Here is a 25,136-nt window from a genome sequence, read left to right as displayed (position 1 = left end):
ACCACGCGATGCCTCATCCGCGAACGAGCAAGAAGTGGTAGGCACGGGCGGGATTGAACCGCCGACCCCCTGCGTGTCGGGCAGGTGCTCTCCCACTGAGCTACGTGCCTACAAGCGGGTCTCGCTGCGTTCGGGCCGCGCAGGCGGCCGGAAGGCGCTTCTTTTACCAGCCCCTCCGCCGCGGTGTCAACGCAAAAGAGCGGCCGGTCACGGCCGGAACACCTGGAGCGACACCTCCTTGGCCCCGCCCGCCACCCGCTGCCGCCCCACCTCCCGGAACCCCAGGGCCGTGTGGAACTTGCGGGAGGCCTCGTTGGGGGGATCCACCGTGTATTCGCAGCCCACGACCCCGGTTCCCCGCGCCGCGAGCGCCCGGAAGAGATCCTCGTAGAGCAACCGCCCCACCCCGCGCCCCCTCGCCTCGGGCGCCACCACCACCCGGTCAATGTAGACGAAGGTGGGATACCGGGCCGCGAACCACTCGTAGTTGGGGTTCCGGTAGGGCTGCCCCTCGGCCAGGGCGAGGAGGAACCCGACCACCCGGCCTGCACTCTCTGCGACCCGGTGGTGACAGCTCAGATCATGGAGGCGTTGGAGCCCGGCCCAATCGAGCGGGCTCGTCACCGCGACGACGCCGCGGTTGAGCTCGAGAATGCGCGGAAAATCGGCAACATCGGCGTCCCGCACCACAGGGCTCCCCATTCCCATCACCCTCGGTAGAACCGGATGCCCCGGTAGTAGCAGCAGTTGGGCTCGGAGAGGTCGTTGAAGAAGGTGCGCACCTCGCCGTCCTCGAACCGGATGCGCACCAGGGCCGGCCCGCCCTCCAGGCTCGAGGTGCGAAGCTCCACCACCCGGCCCACCCCCCAGGCCTTGCAGTCCCGGTGGACCACCAGGTCCCCCACTTTCAGAAAGAGGCGTTTCGGCATCGCGATTCCAAGAGACTTCGGCTAGGCGGCTGGGCTGCTTGGCAGCTAGGCGGCTAAGAACATTCGGGATTCCAGCGTCATCGCGCCGGCCAATCCGTCGGAGCGGCTGCCGTATCGGGGGCCAGAATTCAGAGGTCAGAGAACCCCTGCTTTCTGTCGTCTCGCCACGGACCCCTGACACGGGCGCCGGCGCCGACCCCCCAAAGGCTTTCCGCCGCTTAGCCGCCTAGCCGCCTAGCCGCCTAGCCGCCTAGCCGCCTAGCCGCCTCGCCGCCTCGCCGCCCAGCCGCCCAGCCGCCCAGCCGCAAGGATACGGCACGCTCGCGGCGCCGTCCAACCCGGTCAGCCGAGGGGCAGGGCCGTCCGTTTGAGCACGGTCCGCAGCGCGAACGACGAGAGCACTCGGGCCACGCCCGGAAGCCGGGTCAGGCGGTCGTGAACCCGCTCGTAGTCGGCCAACCCTCCCACCGCGACGCGCACGAGGTAGTCCACGTCTCCGCTCATGAGGTAGCACTCCATCACCTCGGGCACCTCCCGGATGGCCCGTTCGAACCGCTCGAGGGCGTCCCGCTGTTGGCCGTGGAGCGAGACCCGCACGAACACGGTGCCCGCCTTCCCCACGGCCTCGGGCCGCAGGATCGCCACGTACCGGTCGATGACGCCCGCCTCCTCGAGCCGCCGCACCCGCCGCAGGCACGCCGACTCCGAGAACCCCACCCGCCTGGCCAACTGGGCGTTGGTGATGCGGCCGTCCGATTGGAGTTCCCGCAGGATCGCGCGGTCCAGGTGGTCCAGGTCCACCTGCGCAGATTCTTGCATCTCACGTCCTCTTTTTCACGGGTTCCGTCACAAGATCGCTTCGGACAGCCCCACTTTGCAAGCACATTGCGCAAGAAACAACGTATTCTTCTCCCAAGTCGAGAGGTTCCATTCCCAGCCCAGGAGGCCGCCATGAGGATCGGGGTACCCAAGGAGATCAAGAACCGGGAGTTTCGCGTGGGGCTCACCCCCGCCGCCGTGCGGGAGCTCACGGCCCGGGGGCACGAGGTGTCGGTGGAAACCGGCGCCGGGGCGGCCATCGGGTTCCCGGACGAGGCCTACGAGGCCGCCGGCGCCCGGATCCTCGCCACGCCGGGGGAGGTGTTCGCCCAGGCCGACCTGGTCGTCAAGGTCAAGGAGCCCCAGCCCGGGGAGGTGGCGCTCCTGCGGGAGGGCCAGATCTTGTTCACGTACCTCCACCTGGCCCCCGATCCCGAGCAGACCCGGGGCCTTCTGGCGTCGGGCTGCACGGCCGTGGCGTACGAAACCGTGACCGATCCGGCCGGTCGGCTGCCCCTTTTGGCTCCCATGTCGGAGGTGGCCGGCCGGCTCTCGGTCCAGGCGGGCGCCCGGGCCCTCGAGATGGCCCAGGGCGGCCGGGGGGTGCTCCTCGGCGGGGTCCCGGGGGTGGAGCCGGCCCGGGTGGTGGTGATCGGCGGGGGTGTGGTGGGCACCAACGCGGCGCGGGTGGCCGCCGGCATGGGGGCCGACGTCACGGTGCTCGACCGGTCGGTGGAGCGGCTGCACCAACTGGACGACCTCTTTGCCGGCCGGGTGCGCACGATCTACTCCACGACCGAGGCCATCGAGCGGCTCGTCACGTCCGCCGACCTCGTGATCGGCGCCGTGCTCGTGCCGGGGGCGGCCGCCCCCAAGCTCGTCTCGCGGGACCTCGTGGCCGCGATGCCCCGGGGCTCCGTGCTCGTGGACGTGGCCATCGACCAGGGCGGCTGCTTCGCCACCTCCCGGCCCACCACCCACGACGACCCGACTTACGTGGTGGACGGGGTGGTCCACTACTGCGTGGCCAACATGCCCGGCGCCGTGGCCCGCACCTCCACCCTGGCCCTGGTCCAGTCCACCCTGCCCTACGTCATCGCCCTGGCAGAAAAGGGCCTCGGGGCCGTGCGGGAGGATGCCGGGTTCCGAAACGGGCTCAACGTGCACCGGGGCCGGGTGACCCACCCCGCGGTGGCCGAGGCCCACGGGCTGGAGTACGTGCCCCCGGAGGTCGCGCTCGCATCCTGACGGAACGCCCCGCCCTACCCCTCGGCCTTGAACAGGTTCGGGTCCAGGTGGTGGCGCCGGAGGAGCCGGTAGAACTCGGTGCGGTTCCGGCCGGCCATGCGGGCCGCCCGGGTCACGTTCCCCTCGGCCATCTGGAGCACCCGCACCAGGTACTCGAGCTCGAACCGCCGGCGCGCCTCGGCCAGGGTGGGCACTGCCTCCGCCGGCTCCCGAAGCGCCTCTCGCACCAGGTCGGCCGGGATCAAGGGCGCCGTGCACAGCGTGAACGCGTGCTCCACCACGTTCGCCAACTGGCGCACGTTCCCGGGCCACGGGGCGGCGAGGAGCAGTTCCATGGCCTCGGGGGCGAAACCGGCCACGCGGCGCCCGGAGCGCTCGGCCAGGCGCCGGAGAAAATGCTCGGCCAGGAGCGGGATGTCCTCCCGGCGCTCGGCGAGAGGGGGGATCTCCAGCCGCACCACGTGGATCCGGTAGTAGAGGTCTTCTCGGAACCGCCCCTCCCTCACCTCCCGGTCCAGGTCCCGGTGGGTCGCGGCGATCACCCGTACGTCCACCGGGAACACGCGGGTGGCCCCCACGGGCCGGACCTCCCGGTCCTGCAGGACCCGCAGGAGCTTCACCTGGAGGTTCAGGGGCATGTCGCCGATCTCGTCGAGAAGCAGCGTTCCCCCCTGGGCGGACCGGAAGAGCCCCGGCCGCTCCTCGGTGGCCCCCGTGAACGCCCCCCGGGCGTGGCCGAAGAGTTCCGACTCGAGCAGCGGCTCGGGGATCGCCCCGCAGTTCAGGGCCACGAAGGGGCCCGTCGCCCGGGGGCTCGCCCGGTGGATGGCCCGGGCGAGGAGCTCCTTTCCCGTGCCGCTCTCCCCGTAGATGAGCACCGCCGCCTCCCCCTGGGCCGCGAGCTTCGCCCGGCGCAGCACCTCTTCCATAGCGGGGCTCCGGGTCACGATCTCCTCCCGCCACGACTCCCCGGCCCCGGCGCTGGGGCCGCTCCCCAGGGCCAGGGCCCGCCGGACCTCGGCCACGAGTTCCCGGCCGTCGAAGGGTTTCGTCATGAACCCGAACACGCCCCGGCGGGTGGCCTCCACGGCCTCCGGGATCGAGCCGTGGGCCGTGAGGATGATCACCGGCAGCGACGGGTGGCGCTCCCGGATCGCGTCGTAGAGGGCCATGCCGTCCATGCCGTCCATGCGCAGGTCGGTGATCACGAGGTCCGGGGCGTCGGCCGCCAGGGCGGCCAGGGCCTCTTCGCCGCTCGCGGCCGTGGTGACCCGGAACCCGGCGGCCTTGAGCCGCAGGGCCAGGAGCTTCAGGAGATCCCGGTCGTCGTCCACGACCAACAGGTGGCGGGCTGGCTCGGTCACGGCTACTCGGGCCTCCGGTGTTCCAGGATCCGTTCGATCGTCTTGAGTTCCTCGATCTGCCGCTCGAGGGCCCGATTCTCCTCCTCACGCCGCTGGAGCCGTTGCTCCAGTTCGCGCACCCGGGCTTGTGCCCGTTGGGAGGCCTCCTCGGCCTTCGCGAGCCGGCGCCGGCACGCCTCGTCGGCCGCCTTCGGCTCGGCCGGGGGCAGGGCCGGCGGGGGAACGCGGCGGGCGGCGGCGAGCAGGACTTGCTCGAGGGGGTCCGACACCCCACCGTCCTCCCCCGGGGGAAACAGGCGATCCAGGTCGGCCCGCCGGCCCCCGGCCGGCGGGAGGCGCACGGCCAGAGCGAGAACCCGTACCCGGGCCTCTGGATTCCCCAGGGCCGCCTCGGCTACCTCTCGCCCCCACCGGGCCTCGGCCTCGGGGAGGGGCAGGGCGAGGGCTTCCCGGAGCGGCCGCAAGGGGTCCGGACAGGGGGACGGGGCCGGCGCCTCGGCCGTGACCCGCACCTCCCGGTCGCGCACGCCCCGGGCGGGGAGGACCCCGCAGGCCTGGAGGCCGCACACCCCTGCCAATAGGAGGGCCCGCACCGTGCGGTAACGTCTAGCACCCCTGCCCGCCGACCTCTCCACGGAACCTCCTCCCTGTTTCGCCCCCGGCCTATCCCTGCCGCACCGGGAGGGTCACCCGAAACCCCGCCCCGCCCAACGGGGACGGGCACAACTCCACGGCCCCGTGGTGGGCCTCGACATACTCCTTCACGATCGCCAACCCGAGGCCGCTCCCCTTGACCGGCCCCGCGCCCCGCGCCTTCCCCTGGAAGAAGGCCTCGAACACCTGGCCCCGATCCTCGGCCCGCACCCCAGGGCCCGAGTCGTAGACCCCCAGAACGGCCCTGTCCCCTTGGGATTCCAGACGGATCAAAATGTTCCCCGCGTCGGGGGTGAACTTCACGGCGTTCGATAGAAGGTTCTCCACCACCGAGCGCAACCGGCGGCGAACCCCCTCCACCGAAACCGGCTCGATCTGGGACTCCAGCCGCAGTCCCCTCGCCCGGCAGGCCGGCTGCAGATCTTCGACGACCTGGCGGACGACCTCGGCCAGGTCCACGGTTTCCCGGGGCTCGGTTCGGTCCCTCGCCTCCCCCAGGCTGAAGGCGAGGAGGTTCTCGATCTGGCGCTGGAGGTGGATCCCGTTTTCCCGGACGATCCGGACCACCTCCTCCTGCTCCGGGTCCAACTCGCCGGCCACCCCGCCCAGCAGGAGCTCCGCGCCCTCCCGGATCGCGGTGAGGGGGGTCTTGAGGTCGTGGGACAGGTGGGCGAGGAACCGGGTCTTCTCCGATTCCAGCTCCAGGAGCCTGCGGCGCATCCAGTCGAGCCGCTCTCCGAGGCTCGCCAGGTCCGGCGGCCCGTGGATCTCCACCGGTGTGTCGAACGCGCCCTCCCCGAGGCGTTCCACCGCCGCCTCCAGGGAGCGGACCGGCCGGGACAGGAGGACCGCGAACAGCGCCGCCAACCCGAGCGTCAGGGGGATCGCCGCCATGGCCAACCCCCAAAGCCGGCGCCGCAGCCGCTCGGCCTCTTGCCGGGTCTCCTCGGCCCGCCGTTCGACCCGCTCCTGGACCCGGTTCGTCACGGCGCGGGCCGCCGCGTGGGCCTCGCCGAACCGCGCCAGCGCCCCGCCCACCTCACCGGGGGGGGCCGGCCCCGCCACGAGCCGCGCGTAGACCCCGGCCTCGATCTCCCGGATGCGGGCCAGTTCCCGGCGAACGTTCTCGGCCGGGGCGGCCCCCTCGAGCCACGCCAGAACCTCCAGGAACTCGCCCCGGCGGGCCTCGTAGTCGGCCAGGATCTCCGCGTCCCCCAGCACCACCAACTGCCGGGCCTTGCGCTCCAGACCGAGGAGTTTGTCCTCCAGCCTCCGGCTCCACGCCCCCTGGAGGGCGGTCTCCTCCAGCCCCTCGGCCGCGTCCCGGGCGAGATCGACGGCCCACCACCCCGCCCCCACGAGCGCGCCCCCGAAGGGCAGGGCCACCGCCAAGAGCGCGGCCCAGGCGAGCCCGAGAAACGACACGGGCCACCGGCCCCCCCGGGGGTTCGAGCGCCTCCAAGCCATGGTGGGAGATCCTATCATCGTTTCGGGAACCGGCCAGGGGACCGGGGATCAGAGGACGGAGGACAGAAATCAGCCGTCGTCCACGACCCAACGTGGCACGCCGTGGCGCCTCCCTTTCCCCCTGCACACCCCGGGGACACCGCCCGCGGGGGCCCCGTCACCCCTCGATGCCGAGAAGGTCGCGAACGTCCTCCTCGGAGAGGGCGCCCGCGCCGTCCGGGCCGAGGACGGCCTCCAGGAGCCCCCGCTTGCGGGCCTGGAGTTCCAGCATCTTCTCCTCCACCGTGCCCCGGACCACCATCCGGTAGGAGAACACCTTCCGGGTCTGGCCGATGCGGTGGGTGCGGTCGGTGGCCTGGGCCTCCACGGCCGGGTTCCACCAGGGGTCGAAGAGCACCACGTAGTCGGCGCCGGTGAGGTTCAGCCCCGCTCCGCCGGCCTTCAGGCTGATCAGGAACACCCGCACCGACTCGTCCTCCTGGAAGCGGCGCACCTTCTCCTCGCGCTTCCGGGTGCGGCCGTCGAGGTAGAGCGGCCGGTACCCGGCCTGCTCGCACCAGTCCCGCAGCCGCGAGAGCACCTGGGTGAACTGGCTGAACACGAGAACCCGGTGCCCCTCCTCGATGGTCTCGGCCATGAACGAGCGGAACCGGTCGAACTTGGCCGAGGGGACGCCCTCCCCCACCCCCCCGGGCAGGACCGCCGGGAGCGTACACGCCTGACGGAGCCGCAGCAGGGCCTCCAGCACCGACATCCGGGCCCGGTCGAACCCCGAGCGCCGGATGGCGGCCTCCACCTGCCTCCGGCTGGCCTCGAGGAGCGACCGGTACAGGGCCTCCTGCTCGGGTTCCATCTCGCACCACAACACGGCCTCCACCTTCGGAGGCAACTCCGGCTCCACCTCGGATTTCAGACGCCGAAGCACGAACGGCGCGATCCGGCGCCGGAGCGCCTCGGCCGCCCCCTCGTCGCCGGCCAGGATCGGCTGCACGAAGCGGCGCGCAAACGAGCGCTGGCTCCCGAGGAGGCCGGGGTTCAGGAACTGGAACAGGCTCCAGATCTCGCCCAGGTGGTTTTCCAAGGGGGTGCCGGTCAGCGCGAGGCGCCTTCGGGCCCGCAGGGCCCGGGCGGCCCGGGCCGTTTGGGTGTCGGGGTTCTTGATGGCCTGGGCCTCGTCCAGGATCGCCCAGTCCCACTCCACCCCGGCCAGGAGTTCCCGGTCCCGGCGCAGGAGGGCGTAGCTCGTGATCACCAGATCCGCACCGCCGAAGGCCTCCGGGCCCTGCCCCCGCTCGGCCCCGTGGTGGCGAAGCACCCTGAGGTTCGGGGTGAACCGGCGGGCCTCGGCCTCCCAGTTGGGCACCACCGAGGTGGGGGCCACCACGAGGCTGGGCCGGCCGGCCCCGGCACCCGATGCCACGGCCGCGAGCGCCTGCACGGTCTTCCCGAGCCCCATGTCGTCGGCGAGCGCCACACCCAGGCCGGCCTCCCCAGCGGCCACGAGCCACCCCACCCCGGCCCGCTGGTACGGCCGAAGGGTTGCCCGGAGGCCCGGCACGGGGCCGATCGGCTTTGTCCGGGCCTCGGCGAGCCGACGCACGGTTTCGGCCCAGAGCTCCCGGCCCTCCCATTCGGCCCCCTCGGCGAGATCCGCAAGCTCCTCCACCAGGGGGGCCAGGTGCTTCGGCAGCCGGGCCGCCCCGGTCCCAATCCGCAGGTCCTCCAGGACCCGGAGCGCCCGGTCCTGGAACCCCTCGGCCACCCGTGCGAACGACCCGTCCTCGAGCCGAACGTACCGATCGCCCCGCCGAAGGGCCTCGAGGAGCCTTGGCACGCCCACCGGCACGCCGTCGGCCTCGGCCCCGGCCTCCACCTCGAGCCAGTCGATCCCGGTGCGGGCCCGGAGCCGGAGGACCACGGGCTTCGGGCGCACGCGCCAACGGACCAGCCGCTCCGCGCCGAACACCGCCCACTCTTCCCCGAGTTCCCGCACCCCGTCCAGGAGGAACCCGAGGGCGTCCTCGCCCTCGGCGGTGAACCAGCCGGGTTCCACCAGGGAGAGCCCCGCCTCCATGAGGCGCCGTGTGGCCCGGAACTCGGCCTCCATGTCCCGACGCACGTACGCCGAGTGCGCACCCACGGTCACCCGGGGAGTAGGGTCGGGGTTTTCCGCCGGGATCTCCAGGTCCCCGTACCGGAAGGCCAGGCGCACCACCAGCCGGCCATCGGCCTCCTCCAGATACACCCGGGGCTTTGGGGTTTCGTCCACGAGGAGTCGCTCGGCCCGAAATCCCTCCAGATCCAACCGGACCCCCGCCGCCTCCAGGGCTCCCGAGGCGGCCCCGACCAGGGCCGGCACCTCTTCGGGCTCGACCGGGGCGCCATCGCGCGAGAGGAGCGCCAGGGCCGACCCGCTTCGGGCTCCCGCCACCGGCCGAATCTCTCCTCCCCGCCAGACCCACGGTTGCCGCTCCCCGACCACTAGCGACGGCCCGCCCCCCAGATCCGCCCGGAGCACGAATTCCTGGCCCTCCCCCTCGACCCGCAGGCGGACCGGCACCGGGTCGAGCCGGACCTCGACGGGCTTCCCGGTTCGCTGGTCGAACACGTGATCCGCCTCCGCCAGGCACCGGAGCACGAGATCGACGTCGCCGGGGTCCACCCGGATTCCCGGCCCCGCCCGCTGGGCCCCCGCGGCCACGAGGGCGCCGACCCGGCGGGCCACCTCCCGGTCGACCGCCGCGCCCCACCGGCTCGCCGCCTCCGCGAGATCTTCCCACGCCACGACCCGGCCGGGGCCCAGCCCCTCCGGGCGGGCCCGGTGGAGCCTCCAGTGGAGGAGCAACCCCGCGGTCCGGCCGGCGGGGGCGGGGGCCACCCAGTGGGCGAGCCGCCGGGGGCCCGCCGGGCGGGGCGTCCGCCCCACAAGGGCGTCGAGGAGCGGCCGCCAGTGGGCCGGTTCGCAGCCCTTGCGGGAGGCCTCCTCGGCCCATTTCCTCGCCAGGACCAGGAGGTGCCCGCAGGGCCATACCTCCCGGCACCCGCAGGTGCCCCCGACCCGGGTGGGGGTGGCGTAGAGGACCGCCTCGTGGCCCCCTTCCCCGGCGAGGGCCACGAGGCCCCGCGCCTCTCCACGCCCCTCATCCCACCTCTCGGCGAACCGGTCCACCCGGCCTTCGGGCGCCGGCCCGGGCCGCCTGGCCCGCAGCCGGCGGTAGATGAGGGCGGGGTCGATCCAGCGCGGTTCCATGGTGCGGCGTGACCTCCTTCCCGCGCGCCAGCGAATCGCGGCCGCCCACCGGGAATCCGGGGCGGGGCCTCGCGCGGGTTTGCGACAAACGGCGAACCTTCTATGCTAGGGGACCTGGGTGTCGGACACAACGCGACGCCAAATCCGCGGGGTCGGGCCCGGGGAAGTTCGGCGCTCCGGCCCCGCCCCACCCGATGCCGGCTGCCGGTTTGCCGACCCCGAAAGGCCGAGGACCGACGTTGCGCCAACGGATGTCATCGCCCTCCGCGATCAGGGGAGCTGCCTACATGCTCGCCGTCGCCGCGATGCTGCTGGCCGGATGTTCCGCGTGGGTGGAACGCTGGGTGTACCACCCGTCGGCATCGGGGGGGCTCACCCCCGGGTCCCGGGGGCTCGGGTACGAGGACCTCCGGTTGGTCGCCTCGGACGGCGTCACGGTCCACGCCTGGTGGGTTCCGGGCACCCGGGAGGGTCCCGCCATCGTCTTCCTCCACGGGAACGCGGGAAATCTCTCGGACCGGGTCGATCTGATCGTTCGGCTCCACGAGCGGCTGGGCCTGTCGATCCTGGCCCTGGACTACCGGGGCTACGGCCGAAGCGACGGCCGGCCCACCCAGTCCGGGCTCCTCGGCGACGCCCTCGCGGCCGTCGCCGAGGCCCGCCGGCGGGCCGACGGGCCCGTGGTGCTCTTCGGCCGGAGTCTGGGGGCGGCGGTGGCGCTCCACACGGCGGCGCGGACCACGGTGGAGGGCCTGGTGCTCGAGGGGGCGTTCACCCGGGTCGCGGACCTCGCCCGGTTCCATTACCCGGTCCTGTCCTGGCCCTTTCGGCGGTACCTGGAGCCCCTCTGGGACAACCTGGCCCTCGCGCCCGAGGTGAAGGTTCCCGCCCTCTTCCTCCACGGCGACCGGGACCAGGTGGTCCCCATCGGGCTCGCCTGGCGGCTCTACGACCGGTACGGCGGCCCCAAGCGGTTCCGAACCATCCCCGGCGCCGGCCACGACGACCCCGCCTTCGTGGGCGGCGAGCCCTACTGGAATGCCTGGGTGGGCTTCCTCGGTGGGCTCACCCCTTCCCCGGAGGCGAGGGCCGAGGCGTCCCTAAAGAACGGGAGGGGCTTCGCCGATCCGTCGGAGTGACGATTTTGACCAACCCGTGGGGCGATCCGCCCACCCACGCAACGCACAGGGGGATGCCATGAAGGCCCTCGTGGTCGACGACTCTTCCACCATTCGGGACATCGTCGGAACGGTGCTGCGCAAACGGCTCGGGCTCGAGGTGGTCGAGGCCGAGGGGACGGCCGACGCGCTCCAGCGCCCCGGCCCGTTCGACCTGGTGGTCACCGACCTCGTGATGCCGGGGGAGCACGGGTTCGAGCTGATCCGGCGCCTCCGGGAACGGGACGACACCCGGAGCGTCCCGATCCTGGTGGTCTCGGTGGAGATCCACCCCGAGGTCGCGACGCGCGCCCTGGAGGCGGGAGCCGACCGGTTTCTAGGAAAACCCTTTCGCTTGGCCGATCTCGAAGCCGCGGTCCGCGAGCTTCTCGGCCTTCCGGGTGGACAGGGGACGGATCCGCAGTAGGCTGGGTCGGGCGTCCGGGCCGCCGCGCCTACTGGAGCTCCCCATGAACCGACGAAACGCGCTCTTCACCCTGCTGGCCGTCGCGGGATTCCTCCTGGCGGGCCGACCTTCGGCCGCCGTGGAAACCTGCGACCTCGACTGTCTGGAAAAACGGCTTTCGGAACTCAAGGGCAAGGTGGTCTTGGTGGACTTTTGGGCCACCTGGTGCCCGCCGTGCAAGTGGGAAATCCCCGAGCTCGCCCGGCTCCGCGAGAAATACCAGGGCCAGGGGTTCGAGGTGCTGGGGGTGAGCCTCGACACGCGGCCGGACGCCGTGGACCGGTTCCTGCGGAAAACCCCGGTGCCCTACCCGGTGGTGCTGGGCACCCGGGACGTCAAGCGGAAATACCGGGTCATGGCCCTCCCCACCACGATACTCCTCGACCGTTCGGGCGCGGTCGTGGAGCGCCGGGAGGGCTACGTGGAGGGGGAGGTGCTGGAGGAGGCGGTGCGCAGACTCCTCGGAGGCCCGTAACCCCTGCCCCACCCTCCTTCCCCGTTTTTTCCATTTTTTTTCTTGACCCGGCCCGTTCCGACCTGTATAAACGCCGGCCCTTTTCCCGACAACCCACGGCTTCCGGTTCGGCCGGGGCCGAAAGGAAGGAATGAAGCATGCGACCCGAAGAGGTGACCCTCTATAGCGGCGGCGCCCGGGGCGCCGAGGCGGCGTTCGGCGAGGTGGCCGAGGGCTACGGCGTGGCCGAGGTGAACTTCACGTTCGACGGCCACCACATCCATCGCACGAAGGGCGTGCGGCGTCTCACGCCGGAGGAGCTCGCCAAGGGCGACGTGAGCATGACCGAGGTGGCCAAGCGGCTCCACCGGGACTACTCCACCCGCCCCTGGATGCGCCAGATCCTCCAGAGCATCTGGCACCAGGTGAACAACGGGTACCAGGTGTTCGTGGTGGGCACCATCCAGAACGACGGCACGGTCAAGGGCGGCACCGGCTGGGCCGCCGAGCTCGCCAAGATGTGGAACCGGCCGCTCCACGTGTTCGACCAGGAACGGGGCCACTGGTTCACCTGGCGCAACGACACCTGGATCGAGGACGAGCCGGTCATCGCCCACAAGGCGATCTGCGGCACCGGCACCCGGAACCTGAACGACGCGGGCCGAAAGGCCATCGAGGACCTGTTCGCCCGGTCCTTCGGCGCGTAACCGAACCCTTCCTCCCTTCCCCTCCCTTGCGCACAGGGCCCGGCCGAACGGCCGGGCCCTGTTTTTTATTGGAGTTTTCGGAGTTCGTCTCGGAGCCGGTGGTACGGGAAAAACCGCTCATAGGGCAGAAAACCGCATAGGGCCCTGGACTCCGCGGGGTAGCCGCGCTCTTCCAGCACGGAGGCCGGATTGAGCCCTCCCACCACCACCATGCCGACCCGGCCTTCCGGAACCGGGATGCCGTAGAGTTCGGCCCCGGGCCGGCCCACCTCCAAAATCGCCCCCAACCCGGCATCCCGGAGCTCCCCGGCGGCCTCCACCACGGTTTCCCGGCTCTCCATGGGGATTTCCCGGAAGCTCGCTCCGATCCGGCCCGCGCCCCTCTCCACGGCGCCGCAGTAATCGGTCATGCGGCCGCGGATGAAGATCTCCAGGGGATCGATGCTGGTGCCGTCGTAGAGGATCACCTCCGCAAACCGAACCGGCCGGCCGTCGCGGATCTCGAGGAGCCCCCCGAACCGGGAACGCACGGGAATCCCCATCTTCAGGAGGACCCCGTTCACGGTGATCGAGCAAACCGTGCAGAACCCGACGCGCCCGGCGGGGACCTCCCACGCCCCCACCCGTTCCCCCGGGCCCAGCAACCCCAGGAGGGACCCCATGGCGTAGCCTTTCCGGAACACCTCGCAGATCGTGTCCGCGCAGGCTTCCAGGGCGTCCCGGCGGGTCAGCGTCGTGTTCGCCACCAGGTTTCCGCGGCGGGCGCGCAGGTCGAAGTCCATCTGAAACGTCATGCGGTCGATCTTCGCGGAAAGGAGAGACACGCGTTCCAACCCGGCGGCGTCGTCCAGGGTCTGCCTCCCCCGGGCAGTCAGCACGTAGCCCCGGCGCCCCTCCCTCCGCGCCAGTCCCTCGGCCCGGAACTCGGCGAGGTACGACCTGACAGTCCGCTCAGCGAGGTCGATGCCCCGGCGCGCCAGTTCGCTCACGATCTCATGGGAGCCCAGGGGTCGGCTCGTCTCGTGGAGCACCCGTAGGACCGCCCGGCGCCGGCGCTCCCGCCTCACCCCCCTTCCCGCCCCCCCGGAGCGGGGCCCGGGAACTTCGTCTCCTATTGGCAAATTTGCCCAAATCGACCTCATTCCCCCTTCCTCCCCGGCAAATCGACCATATCCCATTTTGCTTTTTTGTTGCTAATTTTTTTCTCTTGCCTACCCGGTTTCGATTGTCCTACACAAACGCCGTCTTGGCAACCGCGTGCCACTCTCACCCCACCAAAGGAGGAGCCCCATGATGGAATGGCCCAAGCTGAACGACGCCCTCGGAACCGTGAACCGCGGCCAGCCCGCGGAGTCCGGCCTGTGCACCTTGTGTGAGAGCGGGTGCAAGGGCAAATGCGAAACCTGGCTCTCGTCGCTCGTGGGCCGGAAGCTCCTGTACCCGAGGGATTTCGGCAACACCACCTCCGGCGCGAGCCACGTGAGCGCGGTGGGGGTCGGGTACCACGCCCTGCGGATCCAGGGGTATGCCTACGGCGCCCATGGGCTCCCCCCGGGGCTCTCGGAAAACGCCGACGACTGCGTGTTCCCCAACGTGAGCACCGAAACCCGGTTCGGCCGGCAGGTGGAGACCCCCTGCCGAATCCCCATCATGACCGGCGCACTGGGCTCGACGTTCATCGCCGCCAAGTACTGGACCGGGTTTGCGGTGGGCGCGGCCCTGTGCGGGTTCCCGATCGTGGTCGGGGAGAACGTCGTCGGCGTGGACAAGGAGTCGAAGATCGAGAACGGCAAAGTGGTGTCCTCGCCGGAACTCGATCGCCGCATCGACACCTATCTGCGTTACTACGACGGCTACGGCGCCATCATCGTGCAGCTCAACGTGGAGGACACCCGGAATGGGGTGGCCGAGTACGTGATCAACAAATATGGCGACAAGGTGATCATCGAGCTCAAGTGGGGCCAGGGCGCCAAGGACATCGGCGGCGAGATCCAGGTCACCGACATCGAGTATGCTCGGTTCCTGAAGGACCGGGGGTACGTGGTGGATCCCGACCCCTACGACCCCATCGTGGTGGAGGGGTACAAGGCCCGGGCCGTCAAATCGTTCGCCCGCCACAGCCGCCTGGGCGCCGCGGAGCGGGCGACGCCCGACGCGGTCGAGGAGGACTTCAAGGCCACGGTCGAGTACCTTCGCAAACTCGGCTACAAGCGGATTTCCCTTAAGACCGGGGCCTACGGCATGGAGGCCCTCGCCATGGCCATCCGGTACGCGGCCGACTGCGAACTCGACCTCCTCACGGTGGACGGCGCGGGCGGCGGCACCGGCATGAGCCCCTGGAACATGATGCAGCACTGGGGCGTGCCGTCGCTTCCGCTCCACGCCAAGACCTACGAGTACTGCAAGATCCTCGACGAGCGGGGTATCCGTCCCCCCGACATCTCGCTCGCCGGCGGGTTTGCCCGGGAGGACCACGTGTTCAAGGCGCTGGCGATCTGCGCCCCGTACACCCGTCTCGTCTGCATGGGCCGGGCGCCCATGATCCCCGGGTTCCTCGGCGCCAATATCGAGGGCGTGTTCAAGCCCGAGAAGCGGGTGGAGCTCAACGGCCACTGGGAGAGCCTGCCCAACTCGGTCAAGGTGGTGGGCACCTACCCCGAGGAGATCTTCGCCGGGTGGGAGGCGGTAAAGAACAAGGTGGGCGAGAAGGAGATGGAGAACATTCCCTTCGGCGCGATCGCGCTCTATACCTGGGCCGACAAGATCGCCTGCGGGCTCCAGCAGTTCATGGCCGGCGCCCGGAAGTTCTCGATCCCGGCCATCTCCCGGGACGACCTCATGAGCATGAACCGGGAGACCGCGGAGGTCACCGGCATCCCCTACGTGACCGAGGCGTTAGACGAGAAGGCCCTGGCCATTCTCAAGAAATAGCCGGCCCGCTCAAGCGGCCGAATCGTGCCCCCCGGGACATCCCCGGGGGGCTTTCTTTTTGCCTTCGGCCGCAGGAGGCCTTGCACGCCAGGGTTTCGGCCTTACCTTGTGGCCGCACGGCCCGGGCGGGCCGGAGCCCATCCCAACAAACGAGCGGCCCCCTGCCGGGGCCGAAAGGAGAGAGACCATGGATCTGAACCGGTTGACCCAAAAATCCCAGGAGGCCCTGGCCGAAGCCCAGAAGATCGCGATGAAGCGGGGCCACGTGGAGGTGGACGGGGAGCATCTCCTCCTGGCCCTGGTGGACCAGCCCGAGGGGCTCATCCCGCGGCTCCTGGAAAAGCTCGACGTTTCGGTGGACGACTTCCGGGCCAAGGTGCTCCGGGCGCTCGACAAGCGGCCCCAGGTCTCGGGCCCGGGCGTGGAGGGCGGCAAGATCTACGTGACCCAGCGCCTGAACCGCCTCCTGGTGCGGGCCGAGGAGGAGGCCAAGCGCCTGAAGGACGAGTACGTGTCGGTGGAACACCTGGTGCTCGCCATGATCGCCGAGGGCACCGAGACCGACGCGGGCCGGATCTTCGCCGAATACGGCATCACGGCCGAGCGGTTCATGGAGGCCCTGGTGGGCGTGCGCGGCCACCAGCGGGTCACGAGCCCGACCCCCGAGGCCACCTACGAGGCCCTGGAGCGCTACGGCCGCGACCTCGTCAAGGAGGCCCAGCGGGGCAAGCTCGACCCGGTGATCGGCCGGGACGCCGAGATCCGGCGGGTGATCCGGATCCTGTCGCGTAAGACCAAGAACAACCCGGTGCTGATCGGCGAACCGGGGGTCGGGAAGACCGCCATCGTGGAGGGGCTCGCCCAGCGGATCGTGCGGGGCGACGTGCCCGAGGGCCTCAAGGACAAGACGATCTACGCCCTCGACATGGGGGCCCTGATCGCGGGCGCCAAGTACCGGGGCGAGTTCGAGGAGCGGCTGAAGGCCGTGCTCCAGGAGATCAAGGAGAGCGAGGGCCGGATCATCCTGTTCATCGACGAGCTTCACACCATCGTGGGCGCGGGCAAGGCCGAGGGCGCCATCGACGCCGGCAACATGCTCAAGCCCATGTTGGCCCGGGGCGAGCTCCACTGCATCGGTGCGACCACCCTCGACGAGTACCGGAAATACATCGAGAAGGACCCGGCCCTGGAGCGCCGGTTCCAGCCCGTGCTGGTGGAGGAGCCCTCGGTGGAGGACACCATCTCCATCCTCCGGGGCCTCAAGGAGCGCTACGAGGTCCACCACGGGGTGCGCATCCAGGACAACGCCCTGGTGGCCGCCGCGGTGCTGAGCCACCGCTACATCACCGACCGGTTCCTGCCGGACAAGGCCATCGATTTGGTGGACGAGGCCTGCGCCATGATCCGCACCGAGATCGACTCGATGCCCGCGGAACTCGACGAGGTGACCCGGCGGATCATGCAGCTCGAGATCGAGGAGGCCGCGCTCAAGAAGGAGAAGGACGCGGCGAGCAAGGAGCGCCTCGAGCAACTCCGGAAGGAACTCGCGGACCTGCGGGCCAAGGCCGACGCCATGCGGGCCCAGTGGGAGAACGAGAAGGAGGCCATCAAGGCCGTGCAGCAACTCCGGGAGGAGATCGAGCGGGTCCGCCAGGAGATCGCCGTGGCCGAGCGCAACTACGATCTCGAGAAGGCCGCGGAACTCAAGCACGGCCGGCTGCCCGAGCTCGAGCGGCAACTCCGCCAGAAGGAGGAGGAACTCCACCGCCTCGGCGGCACCCGGCTCCTCAGGGAGGAGGTGACCGAGGAGGAGATCGCCGAGATCGTATCCCGCTGGACCGGGATCCCGGTGTCCCGCCTCATGGAGGGCGAACGGGAGAAGCTCCTCCGGCTCGACGAGGTGCTCCACCGGCGGGTCGTTGGCCAGGACGAGGCCGTGCAACTCGTGGCAGACGCCGTGCTCCGGGCCCGCTCGGGCATCAAGGACCCGCGCCGGCCGATCGGGTCGTTCATCTTCCTCGGGCCCACGGGGGTGGGGAAGACCGAGCTTGCCAAGACCCTGGCCGAGGCGCTTTTCGACACCGAGGAAAACCTCATCCGGATCGACATGAGCGAGTACATGGAAAAACACGCCGTGAGCCGGCTCATCGGCGCCCCGCCGGGGTACGTGGGGTTCGAGGAGGGCGGCCAGCTCACCGAGGCCGTTCGGCGCAAGCCCTACTCGGTGATCCTGTTCGACGAGATCGAGAAGGCGCACCACGATGTGTTCAACGTGCTCCTGCAGATCCTCGACGACGGGCGGCTCACCGACTCCCACGGCCGCACGGTGGACTTCCGCAACACCGTGATCATCATGACCTCCAACATCGGGTCCCACTACCTCCTGGAGGGCGTGACCGACCAAGGGGAGATCAAGGAGGAGGCGCGGGCAGCCGTGATGCGGGAACTCCGGGCCCACTTCCGGCCCGAGTTCCTGAACCGGGTCGACGAGATCGTTCTCTTCAAGCCCTTGACGCTCGAGGAGATCGAGCGAATCGTGGATCTCCTGACCCAGGACCTGGTGCGCCGGCTCCAGGACCGCCGGATCCGGTTCGAGCTCACCGAGGCGGCCCGGAAGTTCATCGCCCAGGCCGGGTACGACCCGGTGTACGGCGCGCGGCCTCTCAAGCGCTACATCCAGCGCCAGCTCGAAACCCGGATCGCCCGGGCGCTCATCGCAGGCGACGTGCGGGACGGGGCCACGATCACGGTGGACGTGGAGGGCGACGACCTCGTGGTCCGGTGGGAGAACCCGCCCGAGGAAGGCAGGGGCCCCGACGAGCCCGAGGTGTACGAGGCCGAGGTGGTGAACTGAGGGGTTTCGGTCGGCGATCGGGACCGGAGCCCGTCGGAAGATCGTCTCGCGGCCGCTCCCCCTGGGGGGGCGGCCGCTGGCGTGTTTGGGGGGCCGCGCTGGCGCCGGGCCCCTGTTGCGGTACCCTGATCGTTCGAGTCCCAACAGCCCCTTCGCCAATCATCGTTCGCTTCCCCCGAAGGGGCGGGGCAGGGGTACGAATACCTTCAAACGTATTGCCGGGGGGGACTGGTTCCGGCCGGGCGCGAGCGCGGCAACCGGCTCTCCAGTAGGCCCCATGCCCCGGAGCGCTTCCATTTCGCCGCCGGAGCAATAGGATCCAGAACGTTTTTGGCGGCCTCGCCGCCGAGCCGCCGAGCCGCCTAGCCTGAAACCACCCGGAAGGTTCCGATGACCACATCCCACCGCCCCAACCGGCTCATCCACGAGAAAAGCCCGTACCTCCTGCAGCACGCCCACAACCCGGTGGACTGGTACCCCTGGGGGGAGGAGGCCTTCGCCCGGGCCAAGGCGGAGAACCGGATCGTGTTCCTCTCGATCGGTTACGCCACCTGCCACTGGTGCCACGTCATGGAGCGGGAGAGCTTCGAGGATCCCGAGGTGGCGGCGGTGTTGAACACCCTCACCGTGCCCGTCAAAGTGGACCGGGAGGAGCGGCCCGACGTGGACCAGGTGTACATGGCCGTGTGCCAGGCGCTCACGGGCACCGGCGGCTGGCCCCTGACGATCCTCCTCACCCCCGACCGGGAGCCCTTCTTCGCCGCCACCTATCTGCCGAAAACGAGCCGCCACGGCCGGATCGGGGTGATCGAACTGGTGCGCAGGGCGGCCGCCCTGTGGCAGGAGGACCCCGATAAGGTCCGATCCTCGGCCCGGCAGATCGTGGGCCGGCTGCGGGAACTGGGGGAGCCCGAACCCGGGGAGCCGACCCCCCGGCTCCTCGCGGCGGCGGTTGAGATCTTCTCCCAGGAGTTCGACGCCCGGCGGGGCGGGTTCGGGGCGGCGCCCAAATTCCCCACGCCCCACAACCTGGTGTTCCTCGTGCGCCGGCATCGGCGGACCGGAGAGGACCACCCGCTTCGCATGGCCACCGAAACCCTTCGGGCCATGCGCCACGGCGGCATCTTCGACCACCTGGGGTTCGGGTTCCACCGGTACTCCACCGACGCCGACTGGCTCCTGCCCCACTTCGAGAAGATGCTCTACGACCAGGCCGGGCTCGCGGTCGCCTACCTCGAGGCGTGGCAGGCGACCGGAGACCCCCTGTTCCGCCGCGCCGCCCGGGAGGTGCTCACCTACGTGCTTCGGGATCTCCGGGGGCCCGAGGGGGCGTTCCACTCGGCCGAGGACGCCGACTCCGAGGGGGTGGAGGGCAAGTTCTACGTCTGGACCCGGGCCGAGATCCTGGAGGTGCTGGGCGCCGCACGGGGCGAGCGGTTCTGCCGGATCTACGGAGTGACCGACGAGGGGAACTTCCGGGAGGAGGCCACGGGCGAGCGGACCGGCGCCAACGTGCTCCACCTCCCGCGGCCGGTGGCCGCATGGGCCGCCGAGTGGGGCCTCGATCCCGAGGCCCTGGAGCGGGAACTCGAGGAGGACCGGGCCCGGCTCCTGGCCCGACGGGCCACCCGCCCCCGGCCGCTCAAGGACGACAAGGTGCTTACGGGATGGAACGGGCTCATGATCTCGGCCCTGGCCCGGGCGGCCGCGGTGTTGAGGGACGAAACCTACGCCCAGGCGGCCCGGGGGGCGGCGGGGTTCCTGTGGGAGCGCCTGCGCCGGGACGGGAAACTCCTTCGCCGGTACCGGGACGGCGAGGCGGCGGTGGACGCCGTGGCCGAGGACTACGCGTTCTTGTGCCGGGGGTTCCTGGACCTCTACGGGGCCAGTTTCGACCCGGTGTGGCTCCCCCGGGCGCTGGAACTGGGACAGGAACTCCTCGGGAGGTTCTGGGACGAGGGGGAGGGCGGGCTCTTCGACACTCCGGCGGACGGGGAGGCGCTCCTCTGGCGGCCCAAGGAGGTGTACGACGGGGCCACCCCCTCGGCCAACAGCGTGGCGTTGGAGTCGTTTGCGCGACTTGGGCTCCTCACGGGGGAACCCGCCTGGACCGAGCGGGCCCACGCGCTGGCCCGGGCCCTCGCCGGCCGGGTGGCCCGCTACCCGGCCGCGTTCACCGGGTACCTGGCGGGGCTCGCGCTTCTGGTGGAACCGACCCGGGAGGTCGTGATCGCGGGGCAGCCCGGCTACGACGACACCCGGGCCCTGGTGGAGGCCGTCCGATCGGCCTACGCGCCGGAAACCACCGTGCTCCTCGCCCCCCCGGACGGATCGCTGGCCGAGATCGCGCCGTTCACCCGGGGCATGAAAACCGTAGGCGGCCGGGCGGCCGCCTACGTGTGCCAGAATTTCAGTTGCCAGGCCCCCATCACCGACCCGGGGGACCTCACGGCCGTGCTCCGGGAGCCGCCCAGGGCCGGCTGAGCCCCGGGCCGGCCCTCAGATGTAGCACTCGGCCCGCTCCGTGGGCACCAGCACCACGGGCACCGGGGAGAGCTCGGCCACCCGGTGGGAGGCGCTCCCCACCCACATCTCCTTCAGCCCGTGCTTGCCCTTCGTGCCCATCACGATCAGGGTGCTGTGGTGATCCTGGGCGGCCTTCAGGATCTCGGCCGCCGTGTTCCCGGCCAGAAGGTGCCAGTCGGCCTCCTTGCCCGCGGCCTTGAGGTCGTCGCAGATGGCGGCCATGCGCTCCTTGGCCTCGGCCTCCGCCCGGGCCACCTCCTCCGGCGGGCATTTCTGGAAGTCCCGCTCGGTGATCACGTGCACCACGTCCACGGCCTTCGCGACCGGCCCCAGGGCTTTCACGAAAACCAGCGCCCGCTCGCTGTCTGGGGAGAAGTCGGTGGCGTAGAGGACCCGTTCGAACGGGCTCGTGCCCGGCACCTCGCAGGCCCCCTCCGGGGGGTGCTTGCACACGTACACCGGGATGGCCGACCGCCGGAGGATCCCCATGGTGGTGCCGCCCAGGTACACGGCGTCCCCCAGGTGCTCGTGCTGGCGACCCGCCACGATGAGGTCCACCTCCTCCCGGCACCCGATCTCCAGGATTTTCCCCTCGGGCGAACCGATCTCGATCAGGTGGCGGGCCTTCACGCCGCGTTCGGCGAGTTCCTTCTCCCAATCCTCGAACCGGATGCGGGCCTCCTCCCGGAGCTGGTCCGCGAGCTTCTTGTCGAATCCCCGGAACAGGTTGTAAGCCACCTCGTCCCGGTCGATCACGAACAGCAGGATCACCTCCTCGAGCCCGGCCTCCTTCAGGGGCAGAAGCCGCTCCAGGCAGCGAAACGACAGATCCTCGAACTTGGTGGGGAACAACACCTTGCGGATCGCTTCCATGGTTACCTCCCCCTCACCGGAAAAACACGAGGGTCACGAGGACGAACGTCGGGACGAGGAACACGAGCGCGTACTTCAAAATATACCCGAAGAAGCTCGGCATCTCCACGCCGGCTTCCTCGGCGATGGACCGCACCATGAAGTTGGGGGCGTTGCCGATGTAGGTGTTGGCGCCCATGAACACGGCGCCGGCCGACACCGCCTCGAGATAGATCTCCTGGTGCTGGATCAGGTCGAGGATGGCCTGGCGCTCGGGCACCCCGGGGAAGAAGTTCCCGAGGGCGGTGTTCAGGAACACGAGGTAGGTCGGGGCGTTGTCGAGGAAGCTCGAGAGGATCCCGGTGATCCAGAAATAATGGAAGGGCTCCTTCACGGCCTCGATCAGGAACGCCAGGTGGCCGTGGACGCCGGCCTTCAGGATCTCGAGGACCGGAATCATGGTGACGAAGATCCCGGCGAAGAGGTAGGCGACTTCCTGAATCGGAAACCAGGTGAACTCGTTTCGCTCCCGGATGGCCCGCTTCGTGGTCCGAAGCGACAGGATCCCCATCACCACCAGGACCAGGTCCCGGGCGATGTCGGCCACGGCCCGGTGGACGCCCAGGATCGTGACCTCGCCGAGCCGGGTGTGGAGCACCCCGCTCAAAAGCACCCCGGCCACCACGCCCAGGAGGAAGATCAGGTTGTGGGCGCCCTCGACCCCGAGCTTCGAGCCGTCGTGGGCCGGGGGCTGCCCCTCCTCTTTGCGGTAGTAGTACCAGTCCAAAGCGAAGAAGACGGCCAGGAGAACCGCCGACACCAGGGCCATGGGGACGAACAGCTTGAAGGTCCAGAAGAACGGGACCCCTCGCAGGAACCCGAGGAAGAGCGGCGGATCGCCTAGGGGCGTCAGGGAGCCGCCGATGTTGCACACGAGGAAGATGAAGAACACCACCTGGTAGGTCCGGCGCTTCCGCCAGGCGTTGGCCCGCAGGAACGGCCGGATGAGCAGCATGGCCGCGCCGGTGGTGCCCACCCACGAGGCGATGGCCGTGCCGATCACCAGCAGCATCAGGTTCACCACCGGGGTCCCCGCCAGGCTCCCCGTGATCAGGATGCCGCCCGCCACGGTGTAGAGCGACCACAGCAGGATGATGAACGGGATGTAGTCGGCCAGGTAGATGTGGATGATGTGGTGGAGCGCCTCACCCCGGTACGCGATCAGAAACGGCACCGCGAGCGCCAGCGCCCAAAACGCCGAGACCTTCCCGAAGTGGTGGTGCCAGAACCGCGGTGCCACCAAGGGGAACACCGAGATGGAAAGGAGGATCCCGGCGAACGGGATGCCCCAGTAGAGGTGAAGCTCGCTCCCCAGCCCGGCCCCACCCTCGCCCCCCGAGGCCCAGGCGGCCGAGGCGAACAAGGTGGCCAATAGGGCGGCCGCGGCGGCGCGGCCCAGGCGTCGACGTTCCATGGCTCGTTCCTCCCTCGAAGAGAACGGTCTGTCGGTGTTGCCGCCCTACGGTTCAGCCGCGGGGCGGAAACCTTGAACCGGGCCCTGGGTTCAATCGGGGCGGCCGGGCGGCTCGGCGCCGATGGCGTCTCTACGGCGATACCTGGCCCGTTGACGCGAACTTTTGGCCGCGACACCTTCCGCCGCGGTCCCTCGGGCCGGGTGCGACCGAGGCACCGCGCTCCCGCCCGGTCGCGCCCCGGGATCAGAACAGGGCGTCCACGAAGGCCCGGGCGTCGAAGGGCCGCAGGTCGTCCACGCCCTCGCCGATGCCGATGTACTGGACCGGGATCTTGAGCTCGTCGCAGATGGCCACGATCACGCCGCCCCGGGCCGTGCCGTCGAGCTTGGTGAGCGCGATGGCGTCCACCCCCACGGCCTCGTGGAACAGCCGGGCCTGGCTCACGGCGTTCTGGCCGGTGGTGGCGTCGAGCACCAGGAGCACCTGGTGGGGCGCCCCGGGCAGGGCCTTCCCGATCACCCGGCGGACCTTCTTGAGCTCCTCCATCAGGTTTCGCTTCGTGTGGAGCCGGCCGGCCGTGTCCACGATGACCACGTCGGCCCCCCGGGCCTTGCCCGCCTCCACCGCGTCGAAGGCCACGGCCGCCGGATCGGAGCCCTGCTGGTGCCGGATCACCTGGGCCCCCACCCGCTGGCCCCAGATCTCCAACTGCTCGATCGCGGCCGCCCGGAAGGTGTCGCCGGCCGCCAGGATCACCCGTTTGCCCTGGGCCCGGTACTGGGCCGCGATCTTCCCGATGGTGGTCGTTTTGCCCACCCCGTTTACGCCCACCACCATGATGACGCACGGCCCCTCGGCCGGGGGTTCGAACCGGGCCTCCTCGGCCACGAGGATCTCCCGGATCGCGGCCTTCAGATGCTCCCGCAGGGCCTCGGGGCTCCGGAGCTCCTTTCGGCCCACCTTGTCGCGGATCTCGTCCACGAGCCGCATGGCCGTGGCCACCCCGAGGTCGGCCGTGACAAGGGCCTCCTCGAGCTCGTCCAGGGTCTCGGCGTCGATCTCCTTCTTGCCGAACAGGATCCGGTCGACCTTCTGGACGAGCCCCTGGCGGGTTTTGGAGAGCCCCTGGCGAAGCCGGGAGAAGAGCCCCCCCCGGGAGGGCGCCTCGGGCGCGCCGGTTTCCTCCTCCGCCGATGGCTCCGGCTCCTCTGCGGGCGGCTCTTCCTCCGATGCGGGCGGTTCTTCCTCCCCCGGGGGTTCGTCCTCGGCCGCCCCGGCCGGTGGGCCCTCGGGAGTCGGTTCGGGTTTTTCCTCCGGTCCGGCCGGTGGGGACGGAGCCGGCTCCTCCCCGGGTACCGGCGTCTCCTCCCGCTCCGGTTCCGTCTCCGGTGCCGGTTCCTCCGCCCGTCCGCGGCGAAACAGCCGGCCGAACAGCCCTTTTCCCTTCTTCGGTTCTTCGGTGCTCACGAATCCGTCCTTCCTAGTAACTTCCTGCTAGGACGCTGGGAGGCTGGGACGCTAGGACGCCAAAATCCTTTGGGATTCCAGCGTCAGCGGTTGTCCCAACCCGTGGGAGCGGCTTCCAAGCCGCGACGCCCCTTTCTTGCGGGCCTTCGGCCCGGATCGCGCCTTGGAAGGCGCTCCCACACCGGGCCCCTGACTCGCACGTTACTGTCCTGCGTAGCGGGGCCCCGAAGGGGCCCTGGGGGGCTTCCAAGTAACTTCGGTCGTCGGTCGCCGGTCTCGCGGTCTTCGGTCCCGTGGTCCAGACGGCCCCGGCGCACCGTGTGGCCGAGGCGGAAGTTATTGTTTTGCAAACAGGCCGCGCCTCGCGGCCTACGAGAGCTTCCAAGTAACTTCGGTCCACAGTCGCCGGTCTGGCGGTCTGCGGTCCCAGGGTCCAGACGGCCGCGGCGCACCGTGTGGCCGAGGCGGAAGTTATTGTCTTTGCAAACAGGCCGCGCCTCGCGGCCTACGGAGCTT

19 protein-coding genes and 1 tRNA gene are annotated in these 25,136 nt (G+C 70.4%); 8 read left to right on the top strand and 12 right to left on the bottom strand.

Annotation, left to right across the window (positions count from 1 at the left end):
• Positions 1 to 35: 35 nt before the first annotated feature.
• The 4 genes from ACY0I8_RS07955 to ACY0I8_RS07940 all read right to left on the bottom strand — a co-directional run bounded on the left by ACY0I8_RS07955 (position 36) and on the right by ACY0I8_RS07940 (position 1,748).
• Positions 36 to 110: transfer RNA gene (locus tag ACY0I8_RS07955), tRNA-Val, on the bottom strand.
• Between the two features lie 97 nt (positions 111 to 207).
• Positions 208 to 687 carry a GNAT family N-acetyltransferase gene (locus tag ACY0I8_RS07950; protein ID WP_459941733.1) on the bottom strand — a complete coding sequence of 160 codons (480 nt, stop codon included), beginning with the start codon at positions 685 to 687 and terminating at the stop codon, positions 208 to 210.
• Between the two features lie 20 nt (positions 688 to 707).
• On the bottom strand, positions 708 to 929 hold the full coding sequence (locus ACY0I8_RS07945) for a DUF3553 domain-containing protein (RefSeq protein ID WP_459941734.1): 222 nt from the start codon (positions 927 to 929) through the stop codon (positions 708 to 710).
• Positions 930 to 1,271: 342 nt separating this feature from the next.
• Positions 1,272 to 1,748: an Lrp/AsnC family transcriptional regulator gene (locus ACY0I8_RS07940; RefSeq protein ID WP_459941735.1), complete on the bottom strand. Its 477-nt coding sequence runs from the start codon at positions 1,746 to 1,748 to the stop codon at positions 1,272 to 1,274.
• Between the two features lie 132 nt (positions 1,749 to 1,880).
• Here ACY0I8_RS07940 and ald point away from each other — a divergent pair, with 132 nt between their 5' ends.
• A complete protein-coding gene (gene ald / locus ACY0I8_RS07935; RefSeq protein WP_459941736.1) occupies positions 1,881 to 2,996 on the top strand; it encodes an alanine dehydrogenase in 1,116 nt (371 codons plus the stop codon).
• 14 nt (positions 2,997 to 3,010) lie between these two features.
• Here the strand turns inward: ald and ACY0I8_RS07930 are convergent, their stop codons facing one another.
• The 4 genes from ACY0I8_RS07930 to ACY0I8_RS07915 form a co-directional block, all read right to left on the bottom strand.
• The gene (locus tag ACY0I8_RS07930) at positions 3,011 to 4,360 is read right to left on the bottom strand and encodes a sigma 54-interacting transcriptional regulator (protein ID WP_459941737.1); all 1,350 of its coding nucleotides are present in this window, start codon (positions 4,358 to 4,360) and stop codon (positions 3,011 to 3,013) included.
• 2 nt (positions 4,361 to 4,362) lie between these two features.
• A complete protein-coding gene (locus ACY0I8_RS07925) occupies positions 4,363 to 4,995 on the bottom strand; it encodes a hypothetical protein (protein ID WP_459941738.1) in 633 nt (210 codons plus the stop codon).
• A 28-nt stretch (positions 4,996 to 5,023) separates the two neighbouring features.
• A complete protein-coding gene (locus ACY0I8_RS07920) occupies positions 5,024 to 6,481 on the bottom strand; it encodes a sensor histidine kinase (RefSeq protein ID WP_461394313.1) in 1,458 nt (485 codons plus the stop codon).
• A 157-nt stretch (positions 6,482 to 6,638) separates the two neighbouring features.
• Complete coding sequence (locus tag ACY0I8_RS07915; RefSeq protein WP_459941740.1) at positions 6,639 to 9,731, bottom strand: DEAD/DEAH box helicase; 3,093 nt, start codon at positions 9,729 to 9,731, stop codon at positions 6,639 to 6,641.
• A 287-nt stretch (positions 9,732 to 10,018) separates the two neighbouring features.
• Here ACY0I8_RS07915 and ACY0I8_RS07910 point away from each other — a divergent pair, with 287 nt between their 5' ends.
• From ACY0I8_RS07910 to ACY0I8_RS07895, 4 genes are all read left to right on the top strand, one after another.
• Positions 10,019 to 10,870 carry an alpha/beta hydrolase gene (locus ACY0I8_RS07910; RefSeq protein WP_459941741.1) on the top strand — a complete coding sequence of 284 codons (852 nt, stop codon included), beginning with the start codon at positions 10,019 to 10,021 and terminating at the stop codon, positions 10,868 to 10,870.
• 58 nt (positions 10,871 to 10,928) lie between these two features.
• Entirely contained in the window at positions 10,929 to 11,315 is a 387-nt protein-coding gene (locus ACY0I8_RS07905) for a response regulator (RefSeq protein WP_459941742.1), read from the top strand.
• Positions 11,316 to 11,358: 43 nt separating this feature from the next.
• Complete coding sequence (locus ACY0I8_RS07900; RefSeq protein WP_459941743.1) at positions 11,359 to 11,829, top strand: TlpA family protein disulfide reductase; 471 nt, start codon at positions 11,359 to 11,361, stop codon at positions 11,827 to 11,829.
• A 137-nt stretch (positions 11,830 to 11,966) separates the two neighbouring features.
• On the top strand, positions 11,967 to 12,515 hold the full coding sequence (locus ACY0I8_RS07895; RefSeq protein WP_459941744.1) for a hypothetical protein: 549 nt from the start codon (positions 11,967 to 11,969) through the stop codon (positions 12,513 to 12,515).
• A gap of 65 nt (positions 12,516 to 12,580) precedes the next feature.
• On the opposite strand, the gene ACY0I8_RS07890 is transcribed toward ACY0I8_RS07895, so the two are convergent.
• Positions 12,581 to 13,582, bottom strand: a complete 1,002-nt coding sequence (locus ACY0I8_RS07890) for a DUF128 domain-containing protein (RefSeq protein ID WP_459941745.1) — start codon at positions 13,580 to 13,582, stop codon at positions 12,581 to 12,583.
• Between the two features lie 223 nt (positions 13,583 to 13,805).
• Here ACY0I8_RS07890 and ACY0I8_RS07885 point away from each other — a divergent pair, with 223 nt between their 5' ends.
• From ACY0I8_RS07885 to ACY0I8_RS07875, 3 genes are all read left to right on the top strand, one after another.
• Positions 13,806 to 15,446 carry a glutamate synthase-related protein gene (locus tag ACY0I8_RS07885; RefSeq protein ID WP_461394312.1) on the top strand — a complete coding sequence of 547 codons (1,641 nt, stop codon included), beginning with the start codon at positions 13,806 to 13,808 and terminating at the stop codon, positions 15,444 to 15,446.
• 187 nt (positions 15,447 to 15,633) lie between these two features.
• A complete protein-coding gene (gene clpB / locus ACY0I8_RS07880) occupies positions 15,634 to 18,300 on the top strand; it encodes an ATP-dependent Clp protease ATP-binding subunit (protein ID WP_459941747.1) in 2,667 nt (888 codons plus the stop codon).
• A 390-nt stretch (positions 18,301 to 18,690) separates the two neighbouring features.
• Complete coding sequence (locus tag ACY0I8_RS07875) at positions 18,691 to 20,784, top strand: thioredoxin domain-containing protein (protein WP_461394311.1); 2,094 nt, start codon at positions 18,691 to 18,693, stop codon at positions 20,782 to 20,784.
• Positions 20,785 to 20,799: 15 nt separating this feature from the next.
• Here the strand turns inward: ACY0I8_RS07875 and ACY0I8_RS07870 are convergent, their stop codons facing one another.
• The 3 genes from ACY0I8_RS07870 to ftsY form a co-directional block, all read right to left on the bottom strand.
• Positions 20,800 to 21,699 (bottom strand): universal stress protein, encoded by a 900-nt coding sequence (locus tag ACY0I8_RS07870; RefSeq protein WP_461394310.1) that lies wholly within the window; start codon positions 21,697 to 21,699, stop codon positions 20,800 to 20,802.
• 13 nt (positions 21,700 to 21,712) lie between these two features.
• Positions 21,713 to 23,152 carry a sodium:proton antiporter gene (locus tag ACY0I8_RS07865; protein WP_461394309.1) on the bottom strand — a complete coding sequence of 480 codons (1,440 nt, stop codon included), beginning with the start codon at positions 23,150 to 23,152 and terminating at the stop codon, positions 21,713 to 21,715.
• A gap of 244 nt (positions 23,153 to 23,396) precedes the next feature.
• Positions 23,397 to 24,620 carry a signal recognition particle-docking protein FtsY gene (gene ftsY / locus ACY0I8_RS07860; RefSeq protein ID WP_461394308.1) on the bottom strand — a complete coding sequence of 408 codons (1,224 nt, stop codon included), beginning with the start codon at positions 24,618 to 24,620 and terminating at the stop codon, positions 23,397 to 23,399.
• Positions 24,621 to 25,136: the final 516 nt, after the last annotated feature.

It is taken from the genome of Deferrisoma sp. (genome assembly GCF_054681715.1).
The sequence above is the reverse complement of the archived record's forward strand: the minus strand, read 5'-3'. Positions and strand labels throughout refer to the sequence as shown.